General features: G+C 43.5%; 27 protein-coding genes, 1 pseudogene and 1 riboswitch. Of the genes and pseudogenes, 25 read left to right on the forward strand and 3 right to left on the reverse strand.

Annotated elements, in window-relative coordinates; translation table 11 throughout:
• The first annotated feature begins 19 nt into the window (after positions 1 to 19).
• Positions 20 to 122: riboswitch (PreQ1 riboswitch) on the forward strand.
• From ODU41_RS02375 to ODU41_RS02400, 6 genes are all read left to right on the forward strand, one after another.
• On the forward strand, positions 120 to 635 hold the full coding sequence (locus tag ODU41_RS02375) for a QueT transporter family protein (RefSeq protein ID WP_012027540.1): 516 nt from the start codon (positions 120 to 122) through the stop codon (positions 633 to 635). It overlaps the preceding riboswitch by 3 nt.
• Positions 636 to 750: 115 nt before the next feature.
• Entirely contained in the window at positions 751 to 1,593 is an 843-nt protein-coding gene (locus ODU41_RS02380; protein ID WP_024402049.1) for an aldo/keto reductase, read from the forward strand.
• Positions 1,594 to 1,674: 81 nt separating this feature from the next.
• Positions 1,675 to 3,831, forward strand: coding sequence for a Tex family protein (locus ODU41_RS02385; protein WP_024411552.1), 2,157 nt, complete (start codon positions 1,675 to 1,677; stop codon positions 3,829 to 3,831).
• Positions 3,818 to 4,252, forward strand: a complete 435-nt coding sequence (locus ODU41_RS02390) for a SprT family protein (protein ID WP_318831267.1) — start codon at positions 3,818 to 3,820, stop codon at positions 4,250 to 4,252. The genes ODU41_RS02385 and ODU41_RS02390 overlap by 14 nt, the downstream gene beginning before the upstream one ends.
• A gap of 69 nt (positions 4,253 to 4,321) precedes the next feature.
• A complete protein-coding gene (locus ODU41_RS02395) occupies positions 4,322 to 5,083 on the forward strand; it encodes a hypothetical protein (RefSeq protein ID WP_012027536.1) in 762 nt (253 codons plus the stop codon).
• Complete coding sequence (locus ODU41_RS02400; protein WP_002936774.1) at positions 5,073 to 5,345, forward strand: PspC domain-containing protein; 273 nt, start codon at positions 5,073 to 5,075, stop codon at positions 5,343 to 5,345. The genes ODU41_RS02395 and ODU41_RS02400 overlap by 11 nt, the downstream gene beginning before the upstream one ends.
• Before the next feature lie 41 nt (positions 5,346 to 5,386).
• Here the strand turns inward: ODU41_RS02400 and manA are convergent, their stop codons facing one another.
• On the reverse strand, positions 5,387 to 6,328 hold the full coding sequence (manA, locus tag ODU41_RS02405) for a mannose-6-phosphate isomerase, class I (RefSeq protein WP_029171923.1): 942 nt from the start codon (positions 6,326 to 6,328) through the stop codon (positions 5,387 to 5,389).
• Positions 6,329 to 6,545: 217 nt separating this feature from the next.
• Here manA and hprK point away from each other — a divergent pair, with 217 nt between their 5' ends.
• From hprK to ODU41_RS02425, 4 genes are read left to right on the forward strand one after another with little or no spacing between them, the layout of a single operon-like run.
• Entirely contained in the window at positions 6,546 to 7,478 is a 933-nt protein-coding gene (gene hprK, locus ODU41_RS02410) for an HPr(Ser) kinase/phosphatase (RefSeq protein WP_004194807.1), read from the forward strand.
• Between the two features lies 1 nt (position 7,479).
• On the forward strand, positions 7,480 to 8,256 hold the full coding sequence (lgt, locus tag ODU41_RS02415) for a prolipoprotein diacylglyceryl transferase (protein ID WP_398578606.1): 777 nt from the start codon (positions 7,480 to 7,482) through the stop codon (positions 8,254 to 8,256).
• A gap of 13 nt (positions 8,257 to 8,269) precedes the next feature.
• On the forward strand, positions 8,270 to 8,680 hold the full coding sequence (locus ODU41_RS02420; RefSeq protein ID WP_024376744.1) for a DUF948 domain-containing protein: 411 nt from the start codon (positions 8,270 to 8,272) through the stop codon (positions 8,678 to 8,680).
• Positions 8,664 to 9,200 carry a YtxH domain-containing protein gene (locus tag ODU41_RS02425; protein WP_024376745.1) on the forward strand — a complete coding sequence of 179 codons (537 nt, stop codon included), beginning with the start codon at positions 8,664 to 8,666 and terminating at the stop codon, positions 9,198 to 9,200. The genes ODU41_RS02420 and ODU41_RS02425 overlap by 17 nt, the downstream gene beginning before the upstream one ends.
• 27 nt (positions 9,201 to 9,227) lie before the next feature.
• Here ODU41_RS02425 and ODU41_RS02430 read toward each other — a convergent pair whose 3' ends face one another.
• Entirely contained in the window at positions 9,228 to 9,563 is a 336-nt protein-coding gene (locus ODU41_RS02430) for a helix-turn-helix domain-containing protein (protein WP_238710099.1), read from the reverse strand.
• Positions 9,564 to 9,742: 179 nt separating this feature from the next.
• On the opposite strand from ODU41_RS02430, the gene ODU41_RS02435 reads away from it, so the two are divergent.
• The 8 genes and pseudogenes from ODU41_RS02435 (at position 9,743) to ODU41_RS02470 (ending at position 16,451) form a co-directional block, all read left to right on the forward strand.
• The gene (locus ODU41_RS02435; RefSeq protein ID WP_398578607.1) at positions 9,743 to 10,567 is read left to right on the forward strand and encodes an SIR2 family NAD-dependent protein deacylase; all 825 of its coding nucleotides are present in this window, start codon (positions 9,743 to 9,745) and stop codon (positions 10,565 to 10,567) included.
• Positions 10,555 to 11,301, forward strand: coding sequence for a protein-ADP-ribose hydrolase (locus ODU41_RS02440; RefSeq protein ID WP_398578608.1), 747 nt, complete (start codon positions 10,555 to 10,557; stop codon positions 11,299 to 11,301). The genes ODU41_RS02435 and ODU41_RS02440 overlap by 13 nt, the downstream gene beginning before the upstream one ends.
• Positions 11,302 to 11,378: 77 nt before the next feature.
• Positions 11,379 to 11,639 (forward strand): annotated as a pseudogene (locus ODU41_RS02445) (alcohol dehydrogenase catalytic domain-containing protein); the annotation flags it as partial.
• An 82-nt stretch (positions 11,640 to 11,721) separates the two neighbouring features.
• Positions 11,722 to 12,171 (forward strand): MarR family winged helix-turn-helix transcriptional regulator, encoded by a 450-nt coding sequence (locus ODU41_RS02450; protein WP_024396153.1) that lies wholly within the window; start codon positions 11,722 to 11,724, stop codon positions 12,169 to 12,171.
• Entirely contained in the window at positions 12,164 to 12,895 is a 732-nt protein-coding gene (locus ODU41_RS02455; protein ID WP_002936747.1) for an ABC transporter ATP-binding protein, read from the forward strand. Before ODU41_RS02450 ends, ODU41_RS02455 begins: the two co-directional genes overlap by 8 nt.
• Positions 12,895 to 14,406, forward strand: a complete 1,512-nt coding sequence (locus tag ODU41_RS02460) for an ABC transporter permease/substrate-binding protein (RefSeq protein WP_248020384.1) — start codon at positions 12,895 to 12,897, stop codon at positions 14,404 to 14,406. Before ODU41_RS02455 ends, ODU41_RS02460 begins: the two co-directional genes overlap by 1 nt.
• Positions 14,407 to 14,417: 11 nt before the next feature.
• The gene (locus ODU41_RS02465) at positions 14,418 to 15,179 is read left to right on the forward strand and encodes a nuclear transport factor 2 family protein (RefSeq protein ID WP_248020385.1); all 762 of its coding nucleotides are present in this window, start codon (positions 14,418 to 14,420) and stop codon (positions 15,177 to 15,179) included.
• 147 nt (positions 15,180 to 15,326) lie between these two features.
• Positions 15,327 to 16,451, forward strand: a complete 1,125-nt coding sequence (locus ODU41_RS02470; RefSeq protein WP_248020386.1) for an aminotransferase — start codon at positions 15,327 to 15,329, stop codon at positions 16,449 to 16,451.
• Positions 16,452 to 16,464: 13 nt separating this feature from the next.
• Here ODU41_RS02470 and ODU41_RS02475 read toward each other — a convergent pair whose 3' ends face one another.
• The gene (locus ODU41_RS02475; RefSeq protein ID WP_024384979.1) at positions 16,465 to 17,646 is read right to left on the reverse strand and encodes a DUF2974 domain-containing protein; all 1,182 of its coding nucleotides are present in this window, start codon (positions 17,644 to 17,646) and stop codon (positions 16,465 to 16,467) included.
• A 169-nt stretch (positions 17,647 to 17,815) separates the two neighbouring features.
• Between ODU41_RS02475 and ODU41_RS02480 the strand changes: the two genes are divergently transcribed.
• The 7 genes from ODU41_RS02480 to ODU41_RS02510 all read left to right on the forward strand — a co-directional run bounded on the left by ODU41_RS02480 (position 17,816) and on the right by ODU41_RS02510 (position 23,797).
• A complete protein-coding gene (locus ODU41_RS02480) occupies positions 17,816 to 18,499 on the forward strand; it encodes a response regulator transcription factor (protein ID WP_024384978.1) in 684 nt (227 codons plus the stop codon).
• The gene (locus tag ODU41_RS02485; RefSeq protein ID WP_024384977.1) at positions 18,492 to 19,484 is read left to right on the forward strand and encodes a HAMP domain-containing sensor histidine kinase; all 993 of its coding nucleotides are present in this window, start codon (positions 18,492 to 18,494) and stop codon (positions 19,482 to 19,484) included. Before ODU41_RS02480 ends, ODU41_RS02485 begins: the two co-directional genes overlap by 8 nt.
• Before the next feature lie 96 nt (positions 19,485 to 19,580).
• On the forward strand, positions 19,581 to 20,339 hold the full coding sequence (locus tag ODU41_RS02490; RefSeq protein ID WP_024401113.1) for an ABC transporter ATP-binding protein: 759 nt from the start codon (positions 19,581 to 19,583) through the stop codon (positions 20,337 to 20,339).
• Between the two features lies 1 nt (position 20,340).
• Entirely contained in the window at positions 20,341 to 22,344 is a 2,004-nt protein-coding gene (locus tag ODU41_RS02495) for an ABC transporter permease (protein WP_398578610.1), read from the forward strand.
• Between the two features lie 178 nt (positions 22,345 to 22,522).
• Positions 22,523 to 22,687, forward strand: a complete 165-nt coding sequence (locus ODU41_RS02500) for a hypothetical protein (RefSeq protein WP_024384974.1) — start codon at positions 22,523 to 22,525, stop codon at positions 22,685 to 22,687.
• Positions 22,684 to 23,001 carry a PadR family transcriptional regulator gene (locus ODU41_RS02505; protein WP_024384973.1) on the forward strand — a complete coding sequence of 106 codons (318 nt, stop codon included), beginning with the start codon at positions 22,684 to 22,686 and terminating at the stop codon, positions 22,999 to 23,001. Before ODU41_RS02500 ends, ODU41_RS02505 begins: the two co-directional genes overlap by 4 nt.
• 1 nt (position 23,002) lies before the next feature.
• Positions 23,003 to 23,797: a hypothetical protein gene (locus tag ODU41_RS02510; protein ID WP_398578611.1), complete on the forward strand. Its 795-nt coding sequence runs from the start codon at positions 23,003 to 23,005 to the stop codon at positions 23,795 to 23,797.
• Positions 23,798 to 23,891: the final 94 nt, after the last annotated feature.

Below are 23,891 nucleotides of genomic sequence, written 5' to 3' on the forward strand. Positions count from 1 at the left end.
CTATCATTTTTAGCAAAAATATGCTATACTAATCAACGTTGTTGACAAATTCAATGACCCTTGGGGCTTGCTCACTTTACCCAAGCATATTTTAAGCTTTTTCGCTAAAGGAGAATTTTATGAATACATCTAAATGGACTGCCAGAGATATGGCAGAAATTGCTCTTGTTGCGGCGATTTATGTCGCTCTTACCTTGACACCGCCATTGAATGCTATTTCCTTCGGGGCTGTTCAGTTTCGTTTGTCTGAAATGCTCAATTTCTTGGCTTTTTATAATCGTAAGTATATTATCGCTGTGACCATTGGCTGCATGATTTCCAACTTGATTGGTTTTGGTGTGATTGACCTCTTTGTGGGTGGATTCTCGACATTAATCTTCGTTACCTTGGGAGTTATTCTGTTTGAAAAATACAAGAAGGACTATCTATTCGGTGGATTATTTAACAAGGCTTTCTTTTATTTCTCATTCTTTTTTGCGGCAACTATGTTTACCATTGCTTTAGAATTAAAAGTCTTATATGATTTACCATTCTTTCTAACTTGGTTGACAACAGCAGCAGGAGAATTGCTTTCTCTATTAGTTGGAGCTGTTGTTATCGATAAACTATCCAAGAAAATAAATTTTGAAAAGTAAGTATACAATAAATGTGAGCAGACACTTTCGGGTGTCTTTTATTTTTAGGTCGCATTATTTTGTATTGATTGACAATTTAGTTTATACTGGGGATAGAAGAAATAGGAGGTCTTTTATGACAAGATATACGTTTTCAAATGGTGTAACTGTTCCTAAAATTGGTTTTGGAACTTGGCAGATACCCGATGGTGAAGTGGCGTACGGTGCGGTTTCTTATGCATTGGAAGCTGGTTATCGTCACATAGACACGGCACAGATTTATGGCAACGAAGCTAGTGTTGGTCGGGCTATAGCTGATAGTGGCCTAGCTCGTGAGGACATTTTTTTAACAACTAAGGTTTGGAATGATAAGATTGGCTATGAAGATACCCTTGCTTCAGTAGAAGAATCCATGCAAAAACTTCAGGTGGATTATCTGGATTTGTTACTGATCCATTGGCCAAATCCCAAGGCTGTTCGCGACAGCATTGGCTGGAAGGAACGCAATGCCCAGGTTTGGAAGGCATTAGAAGAGCTCTATCGTGCTGGAAAAGTGAAAGTAATTGGAGTTTCTAACTTTATGGAACACCATCTAGAAGCTTTGCTGGAAACGGCTGAGATTATCCCAATGGCTAATCAGATTATGTTAGCTCCAGGAACTCCTCAGTCAGAATTAGTTGCTTACTGCAAAGTAAAAGGGATTCTCTTGGAGGCCTATAGCCCATTTGGTACAGGAAGCCTTTTCCAAAGCCAAGAAGCAGCCGATTTGGCTAAAGAAGCTGGTTGTAGTGTTGCACAGTTAGCATTGGCTTGGTCTTTAGATAAAGGCTTTCTCCCTCTCCCGAAATCAACTAGTCCAGAAAATATTAAGGCGAATTTGGAAATTGATGGCTTGGCTATTAGTCCGACAGCAGTTGCAAAGTTGGATAAACTAGAAGGAGTAAAAGGTCGACTTGACCCGGATCAGGCTGAATTTTAATTAGCTATTGAGAGCATGTAGTTTATCTACGTGCTTTTTCTATTGAGTCATTTGTACCGCTTTCATGCTATAATAGTAGCTATGGAAGAAAAATATTTGAAAATTGCTCAGGAATTGGGCGTTAGTTTAAAACAGATTGATACGGTTCTCTCTTTGACGGCTGAAGGCAACACCATTCCCTTTATCGCTCGTTATCGGAAGGATGTGACGGGGAACTTGGACGAGGTGGTCATCAAGTCTATCATTGATCGGGATAAGGCCTTGACTGCTCTCGCTGACCGTAAGGCTACTGTCCTTGCCAAGATTGAAGAACAAGGCAAATTGACAGACCAGCTCCGTCAGGCTATCGAGGAAGCGGAAAAGTTGGCAGATGTGGAAGAACTCTACCTGCCTTATAAGGAAAAACGTCGGACCAAGGCAACGGTGGCGCGTGAGGCTGGACTATTCCCGCTGGCTCGCTTGATTTTGCAGAATGTGGCTGACTTGGAAGAACAGGCTGCTGGCTTTATCTGCGAGGGCTTTGACACTGCTCAGGCTTGTTTGGCTGGTGCTGTGGATATTTTGGTCGAAGCTATCTCAGAAGACAATAAGCTTCGGGCCTGGGTCTACCATGAAGTACAGACCAATTCAAGCCTGACTTCAGAGCTAAAAGATCAAGAAGCAGATGAAAAAGAAGTCTTTCAGATTTATTATGATTTCTCTGAGAAAGTGGCGAAGATGCAAGGCTACAAGACCTTGGCTATTAACCGCGGTGAGAAATTAGGCGTTCTAAAGGTTACTTTTGAACACAATGTGGATAAAATGGTTCGTTTCTTTGAGCTACGTTTTCCACAGTCCAATAGCTATATCAAGGATGTGATCCAGCAGGCTATTAAGAAGAAAATTCTACCTGCTATGGAGCGCCGTATTCGGACAGAATTGACGGAAGAAGCGGAAGAAGGAGCTATCCAACTTTTCTCTAAAAACCTACGAAATCTGCTCCTTGTATCTCCTCTAAAAGGCAAGATTGTCCTTGGTTTTGACCCTGCCTTTCGAACAGGGGCCAAGCTGGCGGTTGTGGATCAGATTGGAAAACTCTTGACAACCCAGGTCATCTATCCTGTTGAGCCGGCTGGTCAGCGACAAATTGCTCAGGCAAAAAAAGACTTGGCAGACCTGATTGGGCAATACCAAGTGGAAATCATTGCTATCGGAAATGGAACGGCCAGCCGTGAATCGGAGGCTTTCGTCGCTGATTTACTCAAGGACTTCCCAGAAGTTTCTTACGTCATCGTCAATGAAAGCGGAGCTTCTGTCTACTCAGCTTCTGAACTGGCGCGATACGAGTTCCCAGACCTCCCTGTGGAAAAACGCTCTGCTATTTCCATCGCCCGCCGTCTGCAAGACCCTCTGGCTGAGCTGGTCAAAATTGATCCCAAGTCTATCGGTGTCGGCCAGTACCAGCACGATGTCAACCAGAAATCTCTGTCTGAAAGTCTGGACTTTGTGGTTGATACGGTGGTCAACCAGGTCGGTGTCAATGTCAATACGGCCAGTCCTGCCCTTTTGGCTCACGTTGCTGGTCTTAACAAGACCATTTCGGAGAACATCGTCAAGTACCGCGAGGAAAATGGTGCTCTGACCTCTCGTCAGCAACTTAAAAAGGTGCCTCGTCTGGGTGACAAGGCCTTTGAGCAGGCAGCTGGTTTCTTGCGCATCCCAGATGCGACTAACTTTTTGGACAATACTGGCGTGCACCCTGAGTCCTACAAGGCTGTGGAAAACCTGTTAGAACTTCTAGCTATTGACCACTTAGATGAGGCTGCGCAGGAAAAATTGAAGCAGGTTGCTATCGCAGATACGGCAGAAAAAATCGGTGTTGGTCAGGAAACCTTGAAGGACATCGTCGCAGACTTGCTCAAGCCAGGTCGTGATTTACGGGATGACTTTGAAGCACCAGTCCTCCGTCAAGATGTCTTGGATGTCAAGGACCTGGTAGTCGGACAGGAATTGCAAGGTACGGTCCGCAATATTGTGGACTTTGGAGCCTTTGTGGATATCGGTGTCCACGAAGATGGCTTGGTTCACATTTCACGCATGGTCAAACGCAAACGGGATAAAAATGGACGCCAACAAGCCTTACCGCATCCTAGCGAAGTCCTCGCTGTTGGGGAAATCGTAACCGTCTGGGTGGTCGAAGTGGATATCAAACGAAATCGTATCGGTCTTAGCCTTTTGAAACCAAATGGATCTGAATAAATATGTGCAAGAAGTCTCCTTGCAAGACTTCGGTAAGGAATTTCGGCATGTAGCAATCTGGAACAGGCGATTACGCTCAACGGGTGGTCGCTTTTTTCCAAGGGATGGGCATTTGGATTTCAATCCCAAGCATTTGGAGGAGCAAGGTTTAGAAGTTTTTCGGAAGATTGTCCGCCACGAGCTCTGCCACTACCATCTCTACTTTGAGAAGAAAGGCTATCGGCACGGAGACAGGGATTTCAAGGAATTGTTGGCTGCGGTGGACGGCCTGCGCTATGCTCCCAAACTGGAACAAGCTGCCAAGCCTAGTCTGATTTACTGCTGTCAGTCCTGTGGACAAGTCTACCAGCGCAAGCGCCGCATTGACCTAAAAAAATACCGATGTGGGAAGTGTAGGGGCAAACTTACTTTGAAAGAATAGAGAATCAGTCTTCGGGCTGATTTTTTTGTGGAGAAATGTGATATACTAGAGTAGAATTGAGGTGAGTCTATGACGCAAAAGAGAGAAGAACGCTTAATTGAGTTATATGAAAAAGGTGTCTTGACCAAGGAAGAGGCGCGTGCCTGTTTTAAGGAAATGAATCAAGAACCAGACTTTCTTTTTGTGGAAGAAAAAGTAAAATTGAATTTTACCTTGCCAAGTTTTAAGGTCTTTGCTTCCTCCAAATTGAAACAATCCTATAGTTTTGAAGGGATTGAATCACTCTTTTTAAAATTATCTGAGGGACGTCTAACTTTGGCTAAGTCTAAAAATAATCAGATTAGTGTGGAGATTTGCTACAATCAAGATGCACCAGAAGATAAGCTTCCTCGTCTTTATGTTGAAAAAAAGGGGCTTTATTTTCACAGTAGCTTGGCCTGTCGTTTGACAATCAACTTGCCTCAGGAATGGATGTCGGTGCTGGATTTGGAACTTGGTCAGGCAGATGCTCGCTTGGATTACTTACCATTTGAAGACATTTCTATCCGCAGTTCAAGGGATAAAAAACAACAGGATATTCGCTTGACGACTTGCGGTGGTTATCCCCAACACTTGTATGTGCAACTAGCTCAGGCTCCCTTGACTTTACAAACTGGCAAAGGTCAGGGAATTCGGGGGCAGATTGAGTCGCAATCAGGTCATGTCTTGGTTAACCGGAAAAAGAAAAATAGTCCCTATCAGTTTGAAAAATCTGGCAATGATTTACTTTTCTTGAAAGTACAAACAGGTCAAGGGGGCTTTTATGTGAAAGGAATAAAAGATGTCAATTGAATTATATAAAGTAAGGCAGGGGAAGATAGTATCTGGGGTTCTTGCCGGCATAGCGCATAAATTGGGCTGGGAATCCTGGGTAACACGCGCGATATTTATTGCAGGTCTCCTCTTAGGCAAATCCTTCCTCCTTCTGATTGCTCTCTATATTGCAGCAGCTTATTTTTTACCCTATAAGGAAGATAGGGACGCGGAACGCTATGGAACAGGTCCACGTAAGATAAAAGAAGCGGAAAAGATAAATAAGTCTTGGTTTGAATAATGCAAAAAACTTGAGTTTAAAGGCTCAAGTTTTTTGTATGTTTAGTTTGTGTGGCTTGCGATAATTTCCATTTGTCCTGTAAATGTCCAGTCTGTCACATCGGCTGGTAAGATAAAGTGGCTTCCTTTTTGAAGTGGGTAGCTGGTTTCACCGACTTGGATGGCACCTTCCCCTTCGATGACACTGACAAGCAGGTAAGGAACTGTCTGTTCCATTTTGATTTCTTGTTGGATATTCCATTTATATACGGTAAAGAAGGGATTGGCAACCAGAAGTGTCGAGTCAAGATTGCCCGCTTTGAGGTGGGCAGGTGTTGAGTTAGCAACAGGTCCGATGGTCAGGACATCAATCGATTTCTCAATGTGTAGTTCACGGAGGTTGCCTGCATCGTCACGGCGGTCAAAGTCATAGACACGGTAGGTTGTATCGCTAGATTGTTGGGTTTCTAAAATAAGGATTCCCTTACCGATGGCGTGCATGGTGCCGCTTGGTACAAAGAAGAAATCACCTTTTTTGACGGGTACATGGGTCAACAGCTTGTCCCAATCTCCAGCTTCGATTTGCTGACGGAGTTCTTCTTTGGATTGGGCATTGTGACCATAAATGATTTCAGCTCCGTCTTCGGCTTCTAAAATGTACCAACATTCTGTCTTGCCCAGTTCCCCTTCGTGAGCCAAGCCATAGCTATCATCGGGATGGACTTGAACGCTGAGCCAATCGTCTGCATCAAGAATTTTTGTTAATAATGGAAAGACATCATCGGTTGGATTGCCAAATAAATGTTTTTCATTCTTATAGAGGTCATCCAGTCCTCTTCCTTTATATTGACCGTTTGAGACTGTTGTTACGCCATTTGGATGGGCAGAAATAGCCCAGCATTCACCAGTCTTTTCACTAGGAATGTCGTAGTGGTAGTTGGTTCTTAGGCGATTGCCCCCCCAAATTTTTTCGTGCATAACAGGTGTGAGAAACAATGGTTCCATGATTTTCTCCTTAGTAGTAAGTATTAATCTATATAAAGTATAACAGATTTGTTAGAAATATGTAGCACTGGGAGGGAAGTGCATTTAATCTGTGGAAGTTTTGCTAATTTTGTGAGAAAAAGAAAGAAACTCATTCTTTTTACCAAATCAGCTACTTGTTTTTCCCCCAACCCCCTGCTTATGGTATAATATAATAAAACGGAAAGTGAGGGAAGAAATGACCGTTTATGTGAAAGATTTGGTCGATAATCTGCGGATTGAATGTGCTTACAGTACAGAAGAGCTCCTGCAAAAGCAAATTACGACGGCAGATATTACCCGACCAGGATTGGAAATGACTGGCTATTTTGATTACTATGCTCCAGAGCGCATCCAGTTGATAGGGATGAAGGAATGGTCTTATTTGATGGCCATGACTGCCCATAACCGCTATCAGGTTCTTTCTCAGATGTTCCAGCCAGAAACCCCTGTTGTCATAGTAGCACGTGGTTTGGAAATTCCTGAGGAGATGTACAAGGCTGCAAAAGAAAAACAAATTGCTATCTGTCGAAGCAAGACAGCAACCAGTCGTCTATCGGGAGAATTGTCTTCTTACTTGGATAGTCGCCTGGCTCAGCGGACGAGTGTACACGGTGTCTTGATGGACATTTACGGTATGGGTGTGCTTATCCAGGGTGATTCTGGTATCGGTAAGAGTGAGACTGGTCTTGAGTTGGTTAAACGAGGACACCGATTGGTGGCTGATGACCGTGTTGATGTCTATGCAAAAGACGATGTCACTCTCTGGGGTGAGCCTGCGGAAATTCTGCGCCACTTATTAGAGATTCGAGGAGTCGGCATTATCGACATCATGAGTCTATACGGTGCTAGTGCCGTGAAAGATTCATCAGAAGTGCAATTAGCTGTCTATCTTGAAAATTTTGAAACAGGTAAGGTATTTGACCGTTTGGGAAACTCTGGCGATACTATCGAAATAGCAGGAATTGCTATTCCACAAATACGTATTCCTGTAAAAACCGGTCGAAATATTTCTGTCGTAATTGAAGCAGCAGCTATGAACTACCGTGCCAAACAGATGGGGTTTGATGCAACGAAGATTTTCGAAGAACGCTTGTCTAATCTAATTGAACACAATAGAGAAGAGGCTTAATATGGATCCTATTGCGATTAAATTAGGTCCCTTAGAAATTCGTTGGTATGCAATCTGCATTTTGCTTGGTCTGATTCTAGGTGTTTATCTGGCGACAAAAGAGGGGCCGCGAAAGAAAATTCGTCAGGATGATATTTTAGATTTTATTCTAATCGCATTTCCGCTTTCTATCATAGGGGCACGGATTTACTACGTCGCCTTTTCATGGAGTGAATATAAGGATAACATTTTATCTATCTTCGCTATCTGGAACGGTGGTATTGCCATCTATGGTGGTTTGATTACAGGTGCGATTGTCCTTTATTTCTTTACCCAGTATCGCTTTATTAATACCCTGGATTTTTTGGATATTGTAGCGCCATCGGTCATGATTGCTCAGGCAATAGGTCGTTGGGGAAATTTCTTTAACCAAGAGGCCTATGGTAAGGCAGTAGAAAGTTTGAACTACCTGCCAGCCTTTATCCGAGACCAGATGTATATTGATGGTGCCTACCGTCAGCCAACCTTCTTGTTTGAGTCTCTCTGGAATTTGCTAGGCTTTGGCTTGGTTTGTGTGTTACGTAGACGGCCAAAATTCCTTAAACAGGGAGAAATTACAGCTTTCTACCTAGTCTGGTATGGTTGTGGTCGCCTTTTGATAGAAGGCTTGCGGACGGACAGCCTCATGTTCTTGGGAATACGTTTTTCACAATGGCTATCTGGGGTGTTAATCCTCGTTGGTATTATCATGGTTGTGTTGCGGAGAAGAAAGTCTTCTATTCCATTCTATCAACCCTAAAGGAGAAGATATGATTATTGAAATTTCTGTCTTGATTATTGCCTTGTCCATCGCGGCGGTGGCAGTATATATTGTTTTGTTGTTGAAAAAACTGGGTACGGTGACAGATGAAGCCCAGCAAACGCTTAAGGTCTTGACCAGCGATGTCAATGTGACTCTCTATCAGACCAACGAGCTTTTGGCTAAAACCAATGTTCTGGTGGAAGATGTCAATGGTAAGGTTTCGACCTTGGATCCCCTCTTCGTTGCAGTTGCGGACTTGTCCACTTCTGTATCTGATTTGAATGCTTCGGCGCGTGATTTGACGGTCAAAGCTAAGTCTGCTGGAGCAAGTACTGTAAAAGCCGGCGGAGCTCTTTCAGCTCTGTCAACTCTCTCATCTCTCTTAGGTAAGAAAGGAGAAAAAAATGGTAAAAAAATCTAGTAGCGTGTGGACTAGCCTTTTGTTAGGGGCAGCAGGAGGAGCTGCTGCAGCTGCTTTTCTAGCAAGTAAAACTGGTAAAACAGTCAAAGAAAAAGTTGTAAACTTTGCTAATGACTATAAAGAAAACCATGAAGAAATCAATGCTGATTTTGTCACTAAGGCACAAGATTTAGGCAAACAAGCGACTGAACGATTTACTGAAGTAAAAACTCAACTTGAAACTGGTGAGTTGACAGTAGAAGATTTGGTCAAGTCTGGTAAGGAAAAATCCTTGGAAACCTTTGAGCAAATCAAGGAAAAAATTGCGGAACAAAACTTGTCAACGGCTGACATTTTGGAAGCTATCAAGGCAAAAACTGCTAAAGCTCCGACAGTGGATTTGACAGAAGAAGATATTGAGGATGCTGTAGTTGTGTCTGAAGATATTGAAATTGATATCGAAGATGTTCAAACTGAAGTGGTATCAGAAACTGTTTCAGAAGTAGCAAGCGAAACTGCCTCAGAAACAGTTGAAGGATAAAATGAAACTAGCTTAGAATTTTCTAGGCTAGTTTTGTTGTGTTTTGTACCATTCTCCCCAGTCCCACATAGAATCAAGGATGGGTTTCAAAGAGTGCCCTAGTTCTGTCAGAGAATATTCTACTCGGGGCGGGACTTCTGGATAGACCTGGCGTTTCACAATGCCTTTTGCTTCAAGGTCTCGCAGGTTGCTAGTCAGGACCTTCTGGCTAATGGAGCCAATGGAACGTTGTAATTCGCTAAAGCGTTTGGTGCCATCCATCAAATCGCGTAGGATGAGAATGTTCCACTTACTGCCAATCAAAAGCAAGGTCGTTTCGACAGGACAGGCTGGTAGAGTTTGCGGTAATTTTTTACTGGTCATGGTTTCCTCCAAAAATTTTTTTCAAAAAACTTCAGTCTATTTTTCCTTGAAAGTATACATTTCTTACCTTGAGGTAACTACCCTACTTTAAGGTGCATACTTTCCAAAATATACTGTTAGTGTTAGTATAATGGCAGAGCTGCAAAAAAGCAAGGAAAGAAGACAGAAAGAGGGTGAATATGATGGAAGATAGAAAAATGACCCAAGCAAAGAAATTGCTTGCAGAAGCGGATGCGATTGTGATTGGAGCAGGTGCTGGTCTGTCCAGTGCTGCGGGTTTGACCTACTCAGGCCAACGTTTTGAGAAACATTTTGCCCCTTTTATCAAGACCTATGGGCTGACAGATATGTATTCCGCTGGATTTTATCCCTTTACGACTGAGGAGAAGAAGTGGGGCTACTGGAGCCAGCACCTCTATCTCAATCGTTACCAGACAGGCAGTTTGCCACTCTATCAGGATTTGTATGAGGTAGTGGGAGATAAGAATTATTTTGTTATTACCACCAACGTAGATAATCAGTTTGAAAAGGCGGGATTTGACAAAGAAAAACTCTTTGAAGTTCAGGGAAATTACGGTGAGTTTCAATGCTCGGTGCCTTGTCATGATGGCGTTTATAATAACCAAACAGCCTTGGAAATTCTGCTTGCCAATCGTCAGGGTTTGGAGGTTAGAAGTGAAGATATTCCCAAATGTCCTAAGTGTGGGGCAGACATGATGAGCCGCTTGAGAATTGACCATCGTTTTGTCGAAGATGCTAATTGGCACAGGCAAGAAAAGGCTTATCTGGATTTTTTGCAGGGCAATGCTGACAAGAAAATTGTCTTTTTGGAACTGGGTGTGGGCTTCAACACGCCAACCATTATCAAGTTTCCCTTTGAACGCTTGAATCAGACCCTGCCAAATGCCAGTCTGATTCGGCTTAATCTGGAAGACCCAGAACGTGAGGGCATTATCACCATCAACCAAGATATGCAGGAGGTTATCAGAGCATGGAAAGACTAGAAAAATTGATTGCTTATCTTGTACCTGACCTAGACCTGCCTCAGACCCGGGAAGAGCAGGAATGGGTCTTGCGAGCCTTGATGAACATCTGGGAGCCCAAGGTCATGCCGGCGGAGTTTTGGAGCCTGCAAGATGCCTATTTACAGGAAAGATTAACTCAGAAAAGGGTGACAGGCCTTTCCGACTTACAGGAGGTGGAGCCGCAGATCTATCTCTGGCAGGGCGACATTACTTGTTTGAAGGTAGATGCTATTGTCAACGCGGCAAACAGTCAGCTCTTGGGGGGCTTTGTGCCTCATCATCGTTGTATTGATAATGCCATTCATTCGCAGGCGGGTCTTCAACTGCGGCTGGCTTGCTACCAACTCATGAAGGCTCAGGGGCACTTGGAAGCAACAGGTCAGGCAAAAATAACGCCAGCCTACAATCTGCCAGCCAACTATGTCATTCACACGGTTGGGCCGATTATTCAGGCGGAGGTCCGTCCACAAGATGAAGCACTGCTGGCTTCTTCTTATCAAAAAAGTTTGGAATTGGCAGTGGAAAAGGGGCTGACCAGTATAGCCTTTTGCTGCATCAGTACAGGTGAGTTTCGTTTCCCCAACCAGTTGGCTGCGGAGATTGCGGTCAGAACTGTTCGGAATTTTATCAAAGAACATCCAGAAATCAATGTAATTTTTAATGTTTTCAAAGATGAGGATAAAGAAAACTATCAAAAATTACTTAAACGTTAGTCAAAGCGATTGACTAATTTTCTTTTTTTGATAAAATGGTAAAAAACTTTGACTAATTTGATGAAGGAGGACAGTTTATGAAAGCTGTTGTGGTTTCAAAAGCAGGTGGTCCAGAGGTTTTGGAGGTACGAGAAGTAGCCAAACCACAGGTTAAAACAGGCTGGTCCTTGGTAAAAATCAAAGGGTTTGGTATCAATCATTCGGAGATTTTTACCAGACAAGGCTTGTCACCAAGCGTTGTCTTTCCGAGAATTTTAGGGATTGAATTGGTCGGAGTGGTCGAGGAAACGACGGAGCCAGACAGGTTGCCAGTTGGTCCTGAGAAGATTTTTAGTTTGGATACCATTCAGGAGGCTCACCGCTATTTGGAGGGACCAGAGGCTTTTGGCAAGGTGATTGTGCTTAATAGGGAGGGTAACGATGACAGAAGTTAGGAAAAGAAGTAAGGATTACGCTCGTATGTTTGACCAGCAAGTCGGGCTCTATGAGGGCTACGCTCGCCGGCATGGACTCAATGCAAAATGTTTATCCATTCTCATGTGGATTTATTATAATCCCGGAGGTGTGACGCAAAACTGGGTCAGTAAGAAGACCTATTCAAGCAAACAAGTTGTCAATGCTACTGTAAAGAAATTTTTGGATGGAGGCCTGGTAGTTTTAGAGGAGAATCCAGCAGATAAGCGACATAAAAAAATTAAATTGACAGAGGAGGGGCAACAATTTGCTAGTCGCATTTTGGATCCCTTAGAGGAGGCGGAAAATAAGGCGCTGTCTCAACTCAGTCAGGAGGAACAGGAGCTTATGCTAGGATTAATTCAGCGCTACAGTCAGAGTCTCATGGCTATTTTAAAAGGAGAAGATGATGATTGATTATCAAAATGTATCCCTGACCTGTAAGGTTAGCGGACCAATCTTGAAAAATTTGACCTTTGATATTCAAGAAGGGGAGTTCTTTGTCTTGATTGGACCGAGTGGTAGCGGAAAGACAACTACGTTGAAATTGATTAACCGTCTAATTGAGCAGACCGAGGGAGAGGTTTTTTTTCAAGGTAAGCGACTTAAGGATTTCGACCTGCGTGACTTACGTTTGGAAACAGGTTATGTCCTTCAGCAGATAGCCCTTTTTCCAAATATGACGGTAGCTGAAAACATTGCTCTTATTCCTGAAATGAAAGGTTTGGGCAAGGAAGAAACCTTGACGAGGACGAGAGAGCTCTTGACCAAGGTTGGCTTGGAACCAGACAGCTATCTGGATCGTTTGCCCAAGGACTTGTCTGGAGGAGAAAAACAGCGGATCGGGATTTTGCGGGCCATCATTGCCAATCCGAAAGTGTTACTCATGGACGAACCTTTCTCAGCTCTGGATCCAATCAGTAAGGCTCAGTTGCAGGACTTGATTAAGGAATTACATGAGGAATTCAAGATGACAACGGTTTTCGTTACCCATGATATGGATGAGGCGGTTAAATTGGCGGATCGCATCTGTCTCATGCAAGATGGACAAGTTGTGCAATTAGGAAGTCCTGATGAATTGAGGAATCATCCTGCCAATGATTTTGTCAAGGAATTTATCAGAGCTCGAGGAGGTATGTAATGAACCTATTTGAAACCTTTATAGAACGTAAGGATGAGTGGGGAATCGCTCTTTTTGAACACCTTCGCATCTCCCTTCTAGCTTTGATTATTGCGATTGCAATTGCAGTACCTTTGGGACTGATTCTATCTAGTAAAAAACGCTTGACTGAGTGGAGTCTGCAAATAACAGGTATCTTCCAAACTATTCCATCCCTTGCTTTGCTTGGTCTTTTCATTCCTTTTATGGGAATTGGAACCTTGCCAGCAGTAGTAGCACTCGTCATTTATGCTATCTTTCCTATCTTGCAGGGGACATTGACAGGCCTTGGAGAAATCGACCCTTCCCTGGAAGAAGCAGCAACCGCTTTTGGTATGAATAAATGGGAGAAGTTGAAAAAATTTAAGTTAGCACTTGCCATGCCTATTTTGATGTCAGGGATTCGGACGGCTTCCATTATGATTATCGGAACGGCGACTCTGGCGGCCTTGGTGGGTGCTGGGGGCCTTGGCTCCTTTATTCTACTTGGAATTGACCGCAATGATTCAGCCTTGATTTTGATTGGTGCGTTATCGTCGGCTGTCCTTGCAGTACTTTTTGGTTACGGCATTCGTCTGTTGCAGGACAAGAAACCCAAGACAATTTTGTTGGCTCTATTGGTGACTTTATTTACTGTTGGAGCTAGTTATGTTCCCATGCTTAACTTTTCCACAAAACAGTTGGTCATTGCAGGGAAGCTCGGTGCAGAACCTGAAATTCTCATCAATATGTATAAGTTGTTGATTGAAGACCAGACAGACATCAAGGTGGAGATAAAACCTAATTTCGGAAAGACTAGCTTCCTCTATGAAGCACTCAAATCAGGTTCTATTGATATTTATCCTGAGTACACAGGGACCATTACAAGTACTCTTTTGAAAAATTCATCAATGGATTTATCTACTAATTCTGATGAGGTTTACACTTATGCCAAAGAGGCGATTTTGGAGCAGGATGGTCTAATGTATCTAGCACCAATGGCCTTCCAAAATACCTTTGCCTTGGCAGTGACAGAAGACTATGCTCAGAAAAATGGGATTGAAAAGATTTCGGATTTGGCAAAAGTGCAGCAGACAGCTGTCGCAGGCTTCTCATTAGAGTTTAACGACCGCGAAGATGGTAATATCGGTCTAAAAAATCTCTACAATCTTCAACTCAATGTCAAGACTATGGAGCCAGCCCTTCGCTACGAAGCCATTAAGAGTGGTAATGTGCAGATTATCGAAGCATATTCTACAGACAGCAAGGTGGTCACCTACAAGCTGAAAATCCTGGAAGACGACAAACAGCTCTTCCCACCCTACCAGGCCGCTCCGCTATTGTCCAAAGAAACCTTAGAGAAATATCCCGAGTTGGAGCAAGTCCTAGGGGTCTTGGCAGGCAAAATCTCGACCGAGGAAATGACCCAGATGAACTATGCGGTCGATGTGGAAGGTAAGTCGGCAGAGCAAGTGGCGAGGGAATATTTAGAACAAGAAGGATTGTTAAAATAGGAGAAAATACTATGTCACATCAACTAGAAAACGCTAAAAATCTTTACCTTCGTGGCATTCGCGATGGCGAAATCAAGGAAGTTCATGAAAACTATATGGGAGCCAGCTATACCCAGCACAGTACGGGTGTACCTGATGAGAAAGAGGGCTTTGCGGCTTTCTTTGAGGACTTTTTCAAACGCAATCCCAAGCGGGAAATCAGCATTGTTCGTGCCATTGAAGACGGAAACTTTGTCTTCGTCCATGTCCACCAGAAACTCAATGACGGTGAAGCTGAGTGGGTGACGGCGGACATTTTCCGTTCAGATGAAAATGGTCGTATCGTCGAGCATTGGGATGTCATTGATGCCTATCCAAAAACCATTGGCCAAACAGACCCGATTTACGCAGACTTTGAGCTGACTGACTTAGATAAGACCGAGGACAACAAGAAAATCGTCCGTCGTTTCTTGGTCGATGTCCTTCAAAATGGGGAAATCGAGAAGTTTGACGACTATGTAGCAACTGATCTGATTCAGCACAACCAAGAAATCGCTCAAGGCGGTGCAGCCTATAAGGACTATCTGGTAGAGAGTCAAGTCAACTACGACTTTGTCTTTAAGGTGATGGGACAGGGTGACTATGTGGTGGCTTATTCGAAAGTCTGGATTGCAGGTCAGAACTACGCTCACTTTGACATCTATCGCCTCAAAGACGGTAAGATTGTCGAGCACTGGGACAACAAGGAAGTCATGCCAGACAAAAAAGACTTGACGAATCTAGGGAAGTTTTAAGGGAAAAAAGCAGAGCAGGCAGTCTCGTTTGAGAAAGTCTGCTTTTTCAATTGTAAAAATATTCCTTTTATGATATATCGCATATTTATACAATTGTTGAAAGAATATGGTACAATAGGGAAAGATTAAATTGAAGTAGGAAGTCTTATGAAATTACCACGTTTTGGCGTTGAGGAATGGCTGAATGTCCATGAAAATAGCGCGATTTATGATATAGCAGGGGTGTCTATTTCTTCATTGACTTTGGAAGAATTGTTTGCCTTGTCGGGAACCAATCCTGAGGATTTTTATAAGAAATTGCAGGGAACCAAGCTCAACTATGGCTGGATAGAAGGTTCGCCAGCATTTAAAAAATCAGTTAGTCAACTCTATACAGGCGTCAAGCCAGAACAAATTCTCCAGACCAACGGGGCAACAGGGGCAAACTTGTTAGTTCTTTATGGTTTGATTGAGCCAGGAGACCATGTCATTTCCCTTTATCCGACCTACCAACAACTCTACGATATTCCAAAGTCTTTGGGAGCAGAAGTGGATTTGTGGCAGATTGAGGAGGAAAATGGCTGGTTGCCAGACTTGGAAAAACTGCGTAAACTCATCCGTCCTAACACTAAGATGATTTGCATCAACAATGCCAATAATCCAACTGGTGCTGTCATGGATAGGACCTATTTGGAAGAATTGGCGGAAATTGCTGGTGAAGTTGGTGCTTACATCCTATCAGATGAAGTCTATCGTTCCTTTTCTGGACTGGATGTGCCATCTATTATAGAAGTCTATGATAAAGGAATTGCTGTAAATAGCTTATCCAAGACCTATTCTCTGCCAGGTATTCGCGTGGGTTGGGTGGCCGCCAATCTTGAAGTGACAGATATATTGAGAGATTATCGGGATTACACTATGATTTGTGCAGGTGTCTTTGACGATCTGGTGGCTCAATTAGCTTTGGCCCATTATCAAGAAATTCTAGAACGAAATCGGCGCATTTTAGAAGAAAATTTAGCAATTTTGGACCAATGGATTGAGGAAGAACCCCTCGTTTCCTATATCCGTCCAGCGGTTGTTTCCACTAGCTTTGTCAAGATTGCAGTGGATATGCCTATGGAAGATTTTTGCTTGCAACTCTTGCAAGAACATGGTGTTCTCCTAGTTCCTGGTAATCGGTTTGAACGTGACGGCTATGTCCGTCTAGGTTTTGCCTGTGAACAAGAAACTCTAATCAAAGGATTAGAAAAATTATCCCAATTTTTAAGAAGATTCGATAAAGAAAACTAGCTCAGTGGTTGAGCTAGTTTTCTTTATCTTCAGCTGTAGTTCTTTGGAAAAGTTTCCGCCAATCTGGCAGGGAGATTTCAGGGCTTGGAATGGAGGTGCTAATATTGTCCCTCCAAATTTGGTAGCGGGTATCAAAGAGTAGCCGAATGAGTTTGTCCATCATCTCAGCTTCTTCTGGAGCTACTTCTTTTCTCAGTCGATCAATTTCCTGTAATTTCTGTAGGGGATTTACCGTGATGTCGCTAAAACGTTCAATTCCTGCTTTGATGAAGATGCCGAAAAACAAATCGAAGAAGTCTCGTAATTCATCGTCTGTTAAACTAGCCGTCCAAGTTTTTAAGGCTTGGTCGGTTTGTAGGCTATCGCTGGTCAGGGCAGGGGCTAGTTTGAAGTCGCTTCCGTCAACCTCCCAAGAAAAACTGATGTGTTGTAGAATGCCGAGGGTATTACTCTGAACGATTTGAGCATTTTCTGGTGTTTCTAACATCATACCGACAATTGAATTCTGGGGAATGACAGGGAAAATCCGTTGGTGAATAGCTTGGTAACTAGGTGCTTCCAAGTGTTTTTTGTGTAAGCCAGGTGAATCAAAGGGATAGATAGCTAGGATTCTATCCTGTTGGTCTATAGCTTGCTGGCATGCTGCATAGAGGGCTAAATTTCCGCCTTTCGAATGACCTGCCAGATAAAAATGGCCCATCTGCTGCATCATAAGTTTTTCTAAGTAGCCACTCGCTGCACGTTGGGCAGGAATTTCATCCATATAGGTCATGTGGAAATCTTCCTTCCAACCGATAATGGTATCGTCTGTTCCTCTGAAGCAAGTCACAATCGTTTTTCGGTCAATGCGATAGCTGATTGCTGAAAACTGCTTTTCCTGTTCCAACTGATAATCGTCAACGAAGCCAAATGCCTTGATAGATTTGAAGCGTTTGGATTTGGCTAGAAGTCCAAGTAAGGCTAGGCGGTTTTTGGTCACCATAGAAAAGGGAGGGAAATTATTTTTGTAGGCCTCTTCAAAGGCCGTTGCCAACCGATCAAGTCGCACACCATTTTCTGTAAAAGAGTAGGGGACCAGATTATCAAAAGGGAGGTAGGAAAGTTCGGTCAGAGCCAGAATATCCAGCTTATTGATAGGTTTATCATAAAAATTATCGTATTGGCTTTCTTCTATGTAATTTAATAAATTTGGCATGGCAATCCTTTCCTTTTTTATCTAGTATAACGAAATATGTGGGGAATGACAAATTTGCACCACTGATGACCTGGTTTTATAGTCTACTTCTTGTGTAAATGTATAAAAATACTCAAATTTGTTCCAATGTAAGCTATAATAAATAGTAGGGATATGAAAGGAGATAGTTATGCAGAAAATTCTTCTTATCGAGGACGATAAAACGATTAGCCAACTAGTTGCTAAAAATTTGATAAACTGGGGTTACCAGGTGCAAGAGGTCAAGGATTTTCAGATGGTTTTGGAACAGATGGAAGAGTTTCAGCCCCATTTAATTTTACTGGATATTGGCCTGCCTTTTTTCAATGGCTATTACTGGTGTCAGGAAATTCGCAAGACATCCCGTGTGCCCATTATGTTTCTGTCTTCCCATGACCAGCCAATGGATATTGTTATGGCGATCAATATGGGGGCGGATGACTATGTGACCAAGCCCTTTGAAATGACGGTTCTCCTAGCCAAAATACAGGGGCTTTTGCGGCGAACTTACGATTTTGTAGGTGAACAAAGTCTACTCTGGTTTGAAGAGGTATCCTTGGATTTGAAGACTATGCAGGTGTCATATGGACAGGCTGTAGAGGAGTTGACACGAAATGAATTTCAGATATTACGGGTGCTTTTTGAGCATGGCAAGGAGGTGGTCAGCCGTGAGGAGCTGATGAGAGAACTCTGGAACAGTGATATTTTTGTGGATGACAATACTTTGTCGGTTAACATTGCTCGCCTGCGTAAAAAGTTGGCAGAACTGGGTCTGCCAGATTTGATTGCCACCAAGAAAGGAGTGGGCTACGGCCTGGTGTGGACACATGAATAAGGATAATTTTAGCTCACTAGTATCAGAATTTTTACCCACTTGGTTCCATCATCGTTGGCTGTTTTTAGTTAGCTACGGTCTTTTTGCCACGACCATTATGGCTTATAGTAGTCTCTTTGACATCGAGAGGGACCTGGTTCTCTATGCCCTCATCCTCCTGAGCATTTGTTGGCTCCTTGCCCTCCTCTTGGATTTTGTCAGGGAATTTTCCCGTTTTGGAAAAATCTGGCGTGGTCAGAAAGTAGTTACTGAGACAGCCAGTGAACGTTGTTTGCAGGAGAGAGTGGAGCGACTAGAAGTCCAAAACAAGCTCCTGCTGGAAAAACAACGTCAGGAACAGACAGAATTAGATGACTACTACACCCTGTGGGCCCACCAAATGAAAACGCCTATTGCAGCCAGTCAGCTCTTGGCCAAGGAAGTGGACAGCAGTTCAGTCCGTCATCAGCTAGAATCAGAACTTTTTAAAATCGAACAATATACAGGTTTGGTCTTGAACTACCTCCGTTTACAATCCTTCCATGATGATTTGGTTATTGAATCTGTCAATTTGGAAGAGCTGGTCAGATGTCTGGTCAAGAAATATTCCCTCTTTTTTATCCAGGGCAATACCAGCTTGGACTTGGGACAGCTGGATAGGACAGTAAAGACCGACAAACGCTGGCTGGGTCTCTTGATTGAGCAAATTTTATCCAACGCCCTCAAATATTGTCAGGGGGGAAGAATTTCGATTGCTCTCGACGGAGATGAGTTGGTCATTCGTGATACAGGAATAGGGATTGCAGAGAGTGACTTGGAGCGGGTTTTTGAGCGTGGTTTTTCAGGTTTCAATGGTCGCAGAACCCAGCAGTCTTCGGGTCTGGGACTTTATCTCTCCCGGAAAATCGCTACGGAGCTGGGCTATTCCCTCAAACTAAGCTCCAAAGTGGGGTGGGGAACAGAAGTGCGAATTGGCATCAAAGAAGTGGAGTTGATTTTTGACTAATCTTACAAAACTGTCACGCAAATGAAAGCTAGATCTATGGCAGCTTGTCGGAGGATGGGCTAGAATGGGGGTAGAAAAAGAAAAGGAGGCAGTAAGATGACACTTTTAGATGTACAACACGTTCAAAAAATTTACCAAACCCGCTTTCAAGCCAGTCAGGTTGAAGCCTTGAAAGACATTCATTTTACAGTTGAAAAGGGGGAATATGTCGCCATCATGGGGGAATCAGGTTCTGGAAAATCCACCTTGCTTAATATTTTGGCAACCCTTGATAAGCCAACGCAGGGCAAGGTCCTGCTCAATGGCTTGGATACTCAAGCTATCAAGAGCAAGGAAGCGGCTGCCTTTCGTCGGGAGAAATTGGGATTTGTCTTCCAAGATTTCAACCTCTTGGACACCCTCTCGGTCAAGGACAATGTGCTCTTGCCTCTGGTTTTGTCCCGCTATCCGATTGATGAGATGAACAAGCGACTGGTTCATACACTGAATAGTCTAGGAATTGCGACCTTACAAGACAAGATGCCCTACGAGCTTTCAGGCGGTCAGCAGCAACGAGTTGCGGTGGCGCGTGCCATCATCACCCAGCCAGAAATCCTCTTAGCGGATGAACCGACTGGAGCCCTCGACTCCAAATCAACGGCAACCCTTCTCGATATTTTTGAAAAAATCAACCAAGATGGGCAAACCATTTTGATGGTAACCCATTCAACAGCGGCAGCCAGTCGCGCCAAACGGGTCCTCTTTATCAAGGATGGGATCCTCTACAATCAAATCTACCGAGGTGAAAGAAACAATCAGGAGATGTACCAACTGATTTCAGATACCTTGACAGTCATGGCGAATCGAGGTGAGTAATATGTTTGGACTAACCTTTCGATTGGCTCTGACCAATCTCAAAAAGAACTGCAGGCTCTATTTTCCCTATGCCCTGATGACCATCTTGTCCACAGCCATTGCCTATATTTTCACCGCGCTTGCCTTCCATCCTGATTTAGGTCAGGTCAAGGGAGCCAATGGGGTAACCATGGTTTTGGGCTTCGGTATGATTGTAGTCATGTTGGCAGTTGCCATCATGGTCTTCTATGCCAATAGTTTTGTCATGAAGCAGCGGTCAAAAGAGTTCGGTATCTATAGTATCCTAGGCTTGGAGAAAAAACACCTTCTCTTGATGACTTTCCTAGAAAATCTGGTATTTTCAGTCGGTACCATTCTATCTGGCTTGCTCTTGGGACTGGCTCTAGATAAACTCTTCTATGCGCTCTTGCTGAAAGCCATGCAGATGCCTGTGGTCCTGGCTTCAACCTTCCAGTTGAAAAGTCTAGTCACTGTACTTATCTATCTCTTCGGTATTTTCGCCTTGGTCAGCCTCTTTAATATTGGGAAGTTGGGCTTGACCGACTCGCTCAAACTAGTTCAGGGCAAGAAGCGTGGGGATAAGAAAACAGGCTTCCTCTGGCTACAAACCCTCTTAGCTATTATTTTACTGGGGTCAGGCTATGCCATTGCCCAGCTAGTGACCAATCCTTTTCAGGCGGTTCCGAATTTCTTTGGAGCGACTCTTCTGGTTATCCTTGGGACTTATTTGCTTTTCCAAGCAGGTGTTATCAGTCTCTTAAACTGGCTAAAGAACCGTCAGACCTATTACTACAAGCCTGAGAATTTTATTTCTGTATCCAACTTGATTTTTCGCATGCGGAAAAATGCTCTGGGCCTTGCGACCATTACCATCCTCTCCAGTATGTTCTTGGTAACTATGGTTGGAGGACTTAATATATACATCGGTGGCAAAGATTATATTGCCAATCAAAATCCAAATGACTATTCGATCGATGTTGGAATGCAACCAACCACTTCAAAAGAACAAACGGAGGAGTGGGCGGAAGCTATCTTGGAAGAGACAGATATTCCAGTTGAAAGTAAGGTAGTCTATCCTTATCAGCAAGCCTATTTTTCTGAGGTGACAAATCAGCAAATAAAATTTTTGACGGATGAAGAAGCTGCTGGTATGGCTTTCTCTGACCGAGTTGGGATCGGTTTAGTCCTTGATCAAGCCAGCTATGAAAAGATGACGGGAGAAAAACTCCAGTTGGCATCTGACCAAGTGGCAATTTTTAGTAAGGGAGTCCAGTATCAAGCTGGTCAAACCCTCACCTTTGATGAAAAGGAAATGGAAGTTGTCCAAGTCTTGCCCAAGAATGTGACCTTGGGCCATCTGCCAGACCATGGTTCCTTCCTTCTCAGCCAGTATCTGGTCATTGTTGTTCAAGACTTGGCTGTTTTTGAAAATCAAGCTGAGAATCGCTATTATATGGGCTTTGAAAGCAGTCTGTCAGAAGAAGAACAGGTAGAACGCTATGATGGTTTCGTATTTGGAAACTTTGAAAGCGAACTGTGGAGTTCTAATATTCTTCCAGATGGTACCAACTCGATTAGTCTGTCCTATCGTGCCTATGCGATGCGTGGTTTCTTCAGCTTTGCTGGGTCACTTTTCTTCATTGGACTCTTGCTATCGCTCATCTTTTTGATGGCGGTGGTGCTGGTGATTTACTTCAAACAGATTTCAGAAGGCTATGAAGACAGAGATCGCTTCGTCATTATGACTAAGGTTGGTCTGGATGAGGATCAGACGAGACAGTCCATTCGCAAGCAATTGCTGACCGTCTTTTTCCTACCTATCCTACTTGCCTTTGTCCATCTTGCCTTTGCCTACAAGATGCTATCGTCCATTCTTTTGTCTATCGGCGTGGTTAATGCAGGGCTTATGTTGCAGGTGACAGCAGGCATCTGTGGTGGCTATCTTCTACTGTACCTTGTGGTTTATGCCATCACTACACGGTCTTATAAACAGATTATTTCGTAAACTTGGGGCAACCCAAGTTTTTAATTTTTTTCACTATTTTGTTTTACATACTAGCCACCTTGTGTTATACTATAGGTACAAAACTAATAGGTAAAACAAACTAGTGATAGAAGACAAAGAAAATCACTTTTATTTTTATCAGACTAGTTGGTATTACAAACTAGATAGGAGTAGTAAAATGAAATTGGATAAAAAAGTAAGAGAAGAATGGGAAATTGCAGGCATCACGATTGTGACGGCGATTATAACAGGTTGGGCCTTGGATTCTATTTTGATCTTAGGCACCATGTTAGCGTCAGGCTTGCTGTTTGGATTTTTTGTAGAGGAAGTGGAGGAGTTATGAAAGAAACCCAGATGCTCAAGGGAGTCCTGGATGGCTGTGTCTTACAAATAATCAGCCAGAAGGAGATTTATGGTTATGAGCTGGTTCAGGAGTTGAGAAATCAGGGCTTTGAAAACATGGTCGGAGGAACGGTCTATCCACTCCTTCAGAAGTTAGAAAAAAATAGCCTGATTTTTAGTCAGAATAAGCCCTCGCCAGATGGACCCGACAGGAAGTATTTTTATCTGACAGACCAGGGAAAGGCTTATCTAGAAGATTTTTGGAGCCAGTGGACGGAATTGGTCCAAAAGGTTCAGCGATTGAAAGGAGAGTAGGATGAGCAAACAAATGGAATACCGCAAGCAGATTGAAGTGATTGAAAGCCAATTGACCAAGGAAAACAAGGAATACATGGGCCGTATCAATGGCTATATGATGATTGCCTCTGTCTTTCACAGGCAGGAAGAAGCAGTGACTGCCCAGCTCTTATCCATTTACCAAGATGTTCTTGAAGCCCAAAAAGACGGGCTTTCAGCGGAGGATTTTCTAGGCAAAGACAGCAAGCAGATGGCGGATGACCTACTCAGCTACCTCCCTCCGATTGGTTTCAGGGAAGTCGCAAACCTGAGTGGCCTCATGCTCATTATTTACCTTGGTAGCCAATGGCTGATGGATTTTGCAGGGACGGGAACCATCTCCCTCAACTGGCTGGGTTTGATCTGCGACGCGCTACTTAGCCTCCTCCTCCCCGCTGGTATTTTCCTCGTCATTCGCGGTTTGATTTACCAGACTAGCAAAATCAAGATATGGGCAAGCTTTCTCTGCATTCCCCTTCTTTTTCTTGTGATTTGCGGACTTCGTCTCTGGGCAATGCCCAAGGAACCTGACCTAGTCTTGACTGGCTGGGGGCTTCTAGTACCACTCACCTTGCTCGGTCTCACTCTGCTATTTTTCCAAAAGGAAAAATTAGTCCGCTATGTCTTTTTACCGACCTATCTCTTCATGATTGTTGGCGGTGTAGTAAATATGGTCATGACCGTTCCCGTTTGGCTCAATCTGATGTTGGTGATTCTTCCAGCTATGGCCTTTTGGATTGGAACTGCGGTTTTGTTGGTGGGGAAAAAGAAATAGACGGCATATTTTGGTATAATGGAGTGAGGTTTGTAGGGTTCGATTGATAGACTGGAAATAAGAAGTCACCTTCGGCGCGTTATGCTAGTCCCTC

Source organism: Streptococcus sp. 2022WUSS083 (genome assembly GCF_044427155.1).
In the GTDB taxonomy this organism is placed as follows: Bacteria; Bacillota; Bacilli; order Lactobacillales; family Streptococcaceae; genus Streptococcus; species Streptococcus hashimotonensis.